The organism is Ensifer sp. Root127 (assembly GCF_001425225.1).
Classification (GTDB): domain Bacteria; phylum Pseudomonadota; class Alphaproteobacteria; order Rhizobiales; family Rhizobiaceae; genus Ensifer; species Ensifer canadensis.
In genome coordinates, this window is the sequence record NZ_LMDX01000024.1 from 89,474 (window position 1) to 96,918 (window position 7,445).

The following is a 7,445-nucleotide window of genomic DNA, read 5'->3' on the forward strand; positions in this document are numbered from 1 at the left end:
GAAAAAGGAAGAAGGACGGACAAATGCTTAATAAGGTCAAATTTCTAATGGCGACGGGGCTGGTCACGCTTGCCCTGGCCTCGCCCACACTGGCGGCAGATCACGTATTGCGAATCGCCTACCAAGAGGATCCGAAGACCGTCGACGTGCAGATGACGCAGGATTTCTACACCCTGCCGCTGAATGTTTACGACCGGCTTATCGAAGCGGAAACGAGCGGCCCTGGCCAATCGAAGCTGGTGCCCGGCCTCGCCGAAAGCTGGGAAGTTTCGGAGGATGGCAAGACCTATACGTTCCATCTGCGCAAGGGAGTCCTTTTCCACAATGGCGAGGAACTGACGGCCGATGACGTCGTCTACACCTTCGACCGGATGCTCGACCCCAAGACCAAGGCCCTTAGCACCGATATTCTCGACTTCGTCGATGGCGCCAGGGAGCGTCTGGACGGCACGGCCACCACCGTCCGTGGATTGCAGGCGGTAGACAAATACACTGTCAAGATCGTTCTGCGCGACCCCTACGCGGCCTTCACCGCTCTTATGGCCGCCCCGGCCGCCTCGATCTACAATCGGAAGTTCACCGAACCGTTGGGCGACCAGTACGGTCTCACGCCTGAAACGACCAACGGCACTGGTCCGTTCAAGTTGACGGAATACAATCTGAACGACAATCAGGTTCTCGAAGCCAACGACCAGTACTACCGTGGTCGTCCCAAGCTCGACCAGATCATCATCCGCGTTGTCGCAGATTCGGAGACCTTGCGGCTTCTCTTTGAATCTGACGAACTGGACGTCTTCGACGTTGACTACGCTCCGACGCAGTTGCCTTATTTCACCAGCAGCGATCAGTGGAAGGGCCAGGTCCGGGCGGGTCCGCGCGTCGGCATGTACTACTATCACATCAACCAGGCGCTGAAGCCCTTTGACGACGTGCGCGTCCGCAAGGCATTCCAGATGGCCATCAACCGCGAGGAAATTCTCCAGAAGAATTTCTACGGCAAGGGCATGGTTGAAAACGGCGTGATGCCGCGTGGCCTTACCTGCTACGCCGCCGCCACGCCCATCGAATACAATCCGGGCAAGGCCAAGCAACTTCTGGCCGAAGCGGGTTATCCCAACGGCGTGGACATCAAGCTTGCGCAGGTCAGCAGCTGGTCTTCGAAATGGTCTGACATGAACCAGATCATTCAGGCCCAGATTAAGGAAGCCGGCTTCAACGTCCAGATCAACACGATGGACGAGTCGGCCTATCTTGCGAGCCGCAAGGCCGGGACGGTCGACAACTACACGCAAAACTGGTCCGCTGACTTCAACGATCCGGACAACTTCTTCTACACGTTCTTCAGCAAGAGCGGGACAGCGGTTCGTGGTTACAACAACAACGATACTGAAGTCTTCGCGGCTCTCGACAAGGCACGGTCGATGACCAATCCCGAGGAACGCTGCGCACTCTATCAGAAGATGACCGATCGGATCGTGCAGGAAGACGCGGCCTGGGTGCCGATGTTCAGCCTCGATCACGCCTACGTCGTCCAGCCGCGGGTGAAGAACTTCGTGGTGCCGTGGAACGGCTGGAGCGACATGAGCTACTATAAGATGGAAGTCGAATAAGGCATTCGAGGTGGCGGGCGTTGTTCATCGGTGCCCGCCCCATCTGAGCGCGCTTGTCGCCAGTGCGCCTTCTCTGGCAGGTATCTCCTTGCAGCTCTCGCCTCAGTGAGACCCAATGAAAGATTTCTTTCGATGCTGATCTTCGTGATAAAGCGCATCGCGATTTCGATCCCCGTTCTGATCGCCATCACGGCGTTGCTTTTCATCATGCTCAATGTGATCCCCGGCGATCCCATTGCGCTGATGATGAAGGAACATGCGAGCGCCGACGTGATCGACCGCGTACGTGCCCAGATGCACCTCGATGATCCGCTGCTCACGCGGTATTTCAGGTTCCTTTTCGCCGCGCTGCAGGGCGATCTCGGCGTGTCGATCAAGCTCAACCGGGACGTGACGACACTCATACTCCACGCCTTCCCGAATACGCTTCTCCTCGCAGCCAGCGCGGCGATCGTTTCCTGGGTCATCGGCATCCCCGTGGGGATTCTGTCGGCGGTTCGGCGGGGCTCCAAGCTCGACCATTTCTTCATGGGCTTCTCGCTTCTGGGCGTGTCGATGCCGATCTTCTGGTCCGCCCTGCTGATGCAGTACATCTTCGCCTTGAAACTGAAATGGCTGCCGGTATCGGGGTTCTACGGCTTCGAATATGTGATCATGCCCGCCATGGTTCTGGGGTGGAGCTCCGCAGGCGTGATCGCCCGTTTGACTCGATCCAGCCTCTTGGAAGTGATGCGCCTTGACTATATCCGAACGGCCCGGGCCAAGGGACTTCGCGAGATCCTGGTAATTCAGCGGCATGCACTCAAGAACGCGCTCATTCCCGTGGTGGCTATCATGGCGATCCAGGTTGCCACCCTTCTGTCCGGCGCGGTCATCACCGAAGCGATCTTCGGCATTCCCGGCGTCGGCCGCATCTCCGTCAACGCCATTCAGGCGCGCGATATGCCGCTTCTACAAGGGTCGGTCCTCTTTGCGACTACCCTTGTCATTATGGGGAATCTGATTGCCGATATTCTCTACTCCGTTCTCGACCCCCGCATTCGATACCAAATGAAGGGAGGATCGAAGTGACGCAATTTTCCGAAACAACGGAAGACTTTGCCGATACGAGCGAGAGCGACAGCTTCTTTCGTGAGACGGTCAGGGTCTTTTGCAGAAACCGCATGGCGGTGATCGGGCTGATCCTGGTCGGCGCTCTGGTCTTCGTTGCGATTTTTATTCCGCTTATCAGCCCCCACGATCCCTATCGCGTCGCGCTGGACGAACAGTTCTTGCCGCCGTCCACCACCTATTGGCTCGGGACAGACAATTTTGGCCGGGATCTTCTGACACGGATTCTCTATGGCGCCCGGATCTCGTTGGTCGTCGGCATCGTGCCGAGCTTCATCTCTCTGGTGATCGGGGCCGTAATGGGCATCATCAGCGGATATTTCGGAGGCAAGACCGATGTCGTCATCATGCGCCTGGCCGATACCATGCTCGCTTTCCCGTCGCTGCTCTTGGCGATGGTCGTGATGTACACGCTGGGCGCAAACCTCTTCAACATCTTCATCGCGTTGAGCCTCGTCGGCTGGGCAGGTGTGGCGATGGTCGTGCGCTCCCAAACGCTCGCCCTCAAGGAGAAGGAATACATCGAGGCGGCGCGCGCGAACGGCACGAGCAAAGTGACGATCATGGTTCGCCACCTCTTCCCCAATGTCATCCCGACGCTGATCGTCCTGTTTTCGCTCAGCATTCCCGAGGCGATCATGTGGGAATCGAGCCTCAGCTTCCTCGGCGTGGGCGTCCAGCCACCCGAAGCGAGCTGGGGGTTGCTAGTGGCAAAGGGCAAGGAATACCTCTTCTCGGCACCGCTGGTCGCGATCATTCCGGGGGTGGCAATCCTGGTCGCGGTGCTGGCGTTCAATTTTGTCGGTGACGGGCTGCGCGACGCGCTCGATCCCTACATGAAAGACTAGCGGGCGCTGCGATGACAGATCAGAGCATATTGTTAAGCGTGCGCAACCTGCGCACGGAATTCCAGACCCAGCGCGGCTCCGTCAAGGTTGTCGACGGCGTGTCGTTCGACGTCGGCCGTGGCAAAATAGTGGGACTGGTGGGAGAATCCGGCTCCGGCAAGAGCGTGACGGCGCTGTCGCTGATGGGGCTGGTGGCATCCCCCCAGGGAAAGGTAAGCGCCGACAGCATTATGCTGAACGGCACCGACCTGACACGGCTGAACGCCGAAGAACTGCGGCGCAACCGCGGCCGTCAACTATCGATGGTGTTCCAGGAGCCGATGACATCCCTGAACCCGGTGAGAACCATGGTCCAGCAGGTCGGAGAGCCTCTTTCGATTCACACGAATCTCGGTCGGCGTGCTATCCGCGACAAGGTTCTGCACATGTTCGAAACGGTGGGCATACCGGAACCTGCGGCGCGTCTCGACGTCTATCCGCACCAGCTGTCGGGCGGTCTCAGGCAACGGGCGATGATCGCCATGGGACTGATTTGCGAACCGAAGCTTCTCATCGCGGACGAGCCGACGACCGCGCTGGATGTGACGACACAGGCGCAAATCTTGCGGCTGATGATGGCGCTACGCGACAGGGTCGGCACCGCGATCGTCATGATCACCCATGATCTCGGTATCATCGCAGAGATGTGCGACGAGGTGAACGTGATGTATGCGGGCCAAATCGTCGAGCAAGCCAACGTCTTCGACCTCTTCGACCGGCCATCGCATCCCTATACGCGCGGACTTCTCGCATCGATCCCGAAGGCGACGGAAAAGCGCTCGGCGGAACGCATGAACAGCATTCCGGGTGTGGTGCCCAACCTCGCCAAACTTCCCACGGGCTGTCGTTTCAATCCCCGATGCGGGGACGCGATGCCCATCTGTCGGGTGCAGCAACCCGAACTGACGGATCTCGGCAATGGTCACAAGGCCCGCTGTTGGCTTCACGACAAACAGGGAGGAAAGCTGTGAGCGAAGTCCTCATCTCAACCGACGGGCTTAGCAAGCACTATCCTATCGGTACAAGTTTCTTCGGCCGACGGGATCAGGTGATCCGTGCCGTGGACGGCGTCAGTTTGGATATCTACGAGAGAGAGACATTCGCGCTGGTGGGCGAGTCGGGCTGCGGCAAGACCACGCTTGGCCGTGTCATGCTGCGGCTCCTCGACCGGACCGCAGGCACCGTGCGGTATCGCGGCCAGGACCTTCACGCGCTGAACGATTCAGCGATGCGGGCGATGCGCAAGAAGCTCCAGATCGTCTTTCAGGACCCGTTTGCCTCGCTCAATCCCCGGATGCGGATCAAGGACATTCTGGCCGAACCGCTGCGCACGCACCGCTTCGGAACAGAGGCCCAGATCGAGGAACGCTGCGGCGAACTGCTCGACATGGTCGGGCTGCGGCGAACCTTGTTGCGCCGTTACCCGCATCAGTTCAGCGGCGGGCAACGGCAGCGCATCGGCATCGCCCGCGCTCTCGCCAACAGCCCTGAATTCGTGGTCTGCGACGAGGCCGTTTCGGCGCTGGACGTCTCGATTCAGGCGCAGGTCCTGAACCTGCTCCGCGATCTTCAGGAGCAGCTGAAGCTGACCTATCTGTTCATCACGCACGATTTGAGCGTGGTTCGCCAGTTCGCTGACCGCGTCGGCGTGATGTTCCTGGGGCGGATGGTGGAGGTCGGCACGACGGAGGAGATATTTTCCAATCCGCGTCACCCCTACACGATGTTTCTAATTTCGGCGGTTCCGCGCGCCGATCCACATCAGCGGAACCGCGAAAAGCCGTTGCTGGTCGGCGACATTCCGAGCCCGATGAACTTGCCGACCGGATGTCGATTTCAGACGCGCTGTCCTTACGCTCAGGCGATCTGCAGGACGGAGGAACCGGCCCTGTCCGATCAGGGCGGCCGGCCAGTCGCGTGTCATTTTCCCCTGGGTCTGTGAGATTTCAAGAAGGAAGGAGCTGAGCGTGGATCTGATCGTTTCGCGAGACGGGGACGGCTGGCAGGCCACATTTGGAGACAAGCGCTGGCGCTGCGCCGTTGGCCGCGGCGGCTTGCATACAGACAAGGTCGAGGGCGATGGCGTCAGCCCCATGGGCCGTTGGCCGATCCGCCAGATTTTCTACCGGGCAGACCGGATGGCCAAGCCGACAACGCGGTTCCCCTGCCATGAGATCGACAGGTTGGACGGCTGGTGCGACGCCCCCTCGCACCCAGACTACAATCGCCAGGTGAAGCTACCCTTCGCCGCCAGCCATGAAGAGCTTTGGCGACAGGACGATCTCTATGACGTTGTTGTCGTATTGGGACACAATGACGACCCGCCGGTCGCCGGCGCGGGCAGCGCGATCTTTCTGCATGTCGCCCGACCGACCTATTCGCCGACTGCGGGTTGCGCCGCGCTCTCGAAAGAGGATCTGCTCGCCTTTCTGGCAATTGCCGAACCTACCTCGCATCTGTGCTTTCACCGTCGATCCGCATGATCTCGGTCAGCAGCCATCTCAGACACCCGCACCCGTTCCCATCCCGACCGCGCATGGGCTGCCTACTCTCACGGAGGGCAACGACGACGGTTTCCTGTCGGCTGAGAACGGCGTCCACGGGTTCGGCGATGCCGGTATTGCGGCCTCGCTCGACGACATGCAGACCTGGGAAACCCATATCGACGACCCGAGCTGCCTCTACAACCGCTTGTCGGCCCCGGTGACTTTTCGCGACGAATCTCTCGCCAGCTACGGGTATGGCCTGCGCTGGGATGACGTCGGCGGCATCAAGGTGACCGATCTTGGCAGCGGTCTGCGCGGCTTCAGTGGCTGCACGCGGCGGCGGAGCGGCTTTCGGTGGTGTTGATGTTCAACCATGACACCAGCACACTCTCGGCCGCCACAGCCCTTCTGGACGCGGCTCCCGGCCGCGTTACCAGTCCCCAGCCTGTCCGCGCCGAAGATTGGGACGGACTTTGACTGAATGACGAACAAGGGCTGGTCGTCATAACCGTGCAGGATCCGCCCGGCGTCAAGCTCCATTATGCGCCGTCGGCGGCAGGGGTTATGGTCACCGCAGACGGTGTCGCCCATGACCAAGGGCTCACGCTTCAAAAGGAAGGTCATGCGCCGCCAGAGCGAAAACCTAGACGTGGTCGCCCGCTCCCTTCCCCCTGTCAAATGGGCCGACCGAGGCGGGATTGCTGGACGCTATTGGTCGGAGGAACTGGAAACCTATCTCGGGATCGAGACCCGCGACGGCGCCACCTACGCGGTCTTCGAAGGCATGTTGGGCACTGGTCCGATGGAGCCGATATATCCGCTCTCCGACGAAATCTGGATAATAACGACAAGGCGCTTGATGGACGCTGCCCCGCCTGGCGATTGGTCGGTTCAGGCCCATCGGGACGCAGGCGGTATCGTGACCGACCTGACCGTCGGCTGCTGGCTCCAACGAAAGATCAGCTACCAACGCGTTCGGTTGATCGCACAAGCCTGCCGCGTGCAGGGCCTTGATGATATCGTCGGTCATCTTCTTGGTGTCGCCGTGCGGTTCGGGCCTGATGGCAGAATGACCGGCACTTTCACTCCCGACGGCCGAAACACAGAGTTGGTTTCGCGTTCATTTCTGTGCCGTTTCGTCGGCTTGCGCCTGCTTGCGGGCCGCTTTTGAGGCGATCAACTCGTCGCGCCGTTACGAGACAAACAAAAAGCCCGCGGACCTTTCGGTCTTGCGGGCTTTTGTTTGATTTGGTTGCGGGGGCAGGATTTGAACCTGCGGCCTTCAGGTTATGAGCCTGACGAGCTACCGGGCTGCTCCACCCCGCGCCATCTCGGTAAACCGCTATGCGGTT

General features: G+C 60.0%; 8 protein-coding genes and 1 tRNA gene. 8 read left to right on the top strand and 1 reads right to left on the bottom strand.

The window, feature by feature from the left end; genetic code table 11:
• Positions 1-23: 23 nt before the first annotated feature.
• The 8 genes from ASD03_RS25900 to ASD03_RS25935 all read left to right on the top strand — a co-directional run bounded on the left by ASD03_RS25900 (position 24) and on the right by ASD03_RS25935 (position 7,264).
• On the top strand, positions 24-1,610 hold the full coding sequence (locus ASD03_RS25900) for an ABC transporter substrate-binding protein (protein WP_057217336.1): 1,587 nt from the start codon (positions 24-26) through the stop codon (positions 1,608-1,610).
• A 132-nt stretch (positions 1,611-1,742) separates the two neighbouring features.
• Positions 1,743-2,681, top strand: a complete 939-nt coding sequence (locus ASD03_RS25905; protein WP_025431467.1) for an ABC transporter permease — start codon at positions 1,743-1,745, stop codon at positions 2,679-2,681.
• Positions 2,678-3,568, top strand: coding sequence for an ABC transporter permease (locus ASD03_RS25910; RefSeq protein ID WP_057217338.1), 891 nt, complete (start codon positions 2,678-2,680; stop codon positions 3,566-3,568). The genes ASD03_RS25905 and ASD03_RS25910 overlap by 4 nt, the downstream gene beginning before the upstream one ends.
• Before the next feature lie 11 nt (positions 3,569-3,579).
• A complete protein-coding gene (locus tag ASD03_RS25915) occupies positions 3,580-4,578 on the top strand; it encodes an ABC transporter ATP-binding protein (protein ID WP_025431469.1) in 999 nt (332 codons plus the stop codon).
• Complete coding sequence (locus tag ASD03_RS25920) at positions 4,575-5,549, top strand: ABC transporter ATP-binding protein (protein WP_025431470.1); 975 nt, start codon at positions 4,575-4,577, stop codon at positions 5,547-5,549. The genes ASD03_RS25915 and ASD03_RS25920 overlap by 4 nt, the downstream gene beginning before the upstream one ends.
• Positions 5,550-5,574: 25 nt before the next feature.
• Positions 5,575-6,090 (top strand): L,D-transpeptidase family protein, encoded by a 516-nt coding sequence (locus ASD03_RS25925; RefSeq protein ID WP_025431471.1) that lies wholly within the window; start codon positions 5,575-5,577, stop codon positions 6,088-6,090.
• Positions 6,044-6,457, top strand: a complete 414-nt coding sequence (locus ASD03_RS25930) for a hypothetical protein (protein WP_025431472.1) — start codon at positions 6,044-6,046, stop codon at positions 6,455-6,457. The genes ASD03_RS25925 and ASD03_RS25930 overlap by 47 nt, the downstream gene beginning before the upstream one ends.
• 225 nt (positions 6,458-6,682) lie before the next feature.
• The gene (locus ASD03_RS25935) at positions 6,683-7,264 is read left to right on the top strand and encodes a hypothetical protein (protein ID WP_025431473.1); all 582 of its coding nucleotides are present in this window, start codon (positions 6,683-6,685) and stop codon (positions 7,262-7,264) included.
• Positions 7,265-7,342: 78 nt separating this feature from the next.
• Here the strand turns inward: ASD03_RS25935 and ASD03_RS25940 are convergent.
• A tRNA-Met gene (locus tag ASD03_RS25940) sits at positions 7,343-7,419 on the bottom strand.
• Between the last annotated feature and the right edge of the window lie 26 nt (positions 7,420-7,445).

Coding starts and splice junctions, on each gene's coding strand:
- ASD03_RS25900 (WP_057217336.1), top strand. CDS start 24: ATGCTTAATAAGGTCAAATTTCTAATGGCGACGGGGCTGGTCACGCTT.
- ASD03_RS25905 (WP_025431467.1), top strand. CDS start 1,743: ATGCTGATCTTCGTGATAAAGCGCATCGCGATTTCGATCCCCGTTCTG.
- ASD03_RS25915 (WP_025431469.1), top strand. CDS start 3,580: ATGACAGATCAGAGCATATTGTTAAGCGTGCGCAACCTGCGCACGGAA.
- ASD03_RS25935 (WP_025431473.1), top strand. CDS start 6,683: ATGACCAAGGGCTCACGCTTCAAAAGGAAGGTCATGCGCCGCCAGAGC.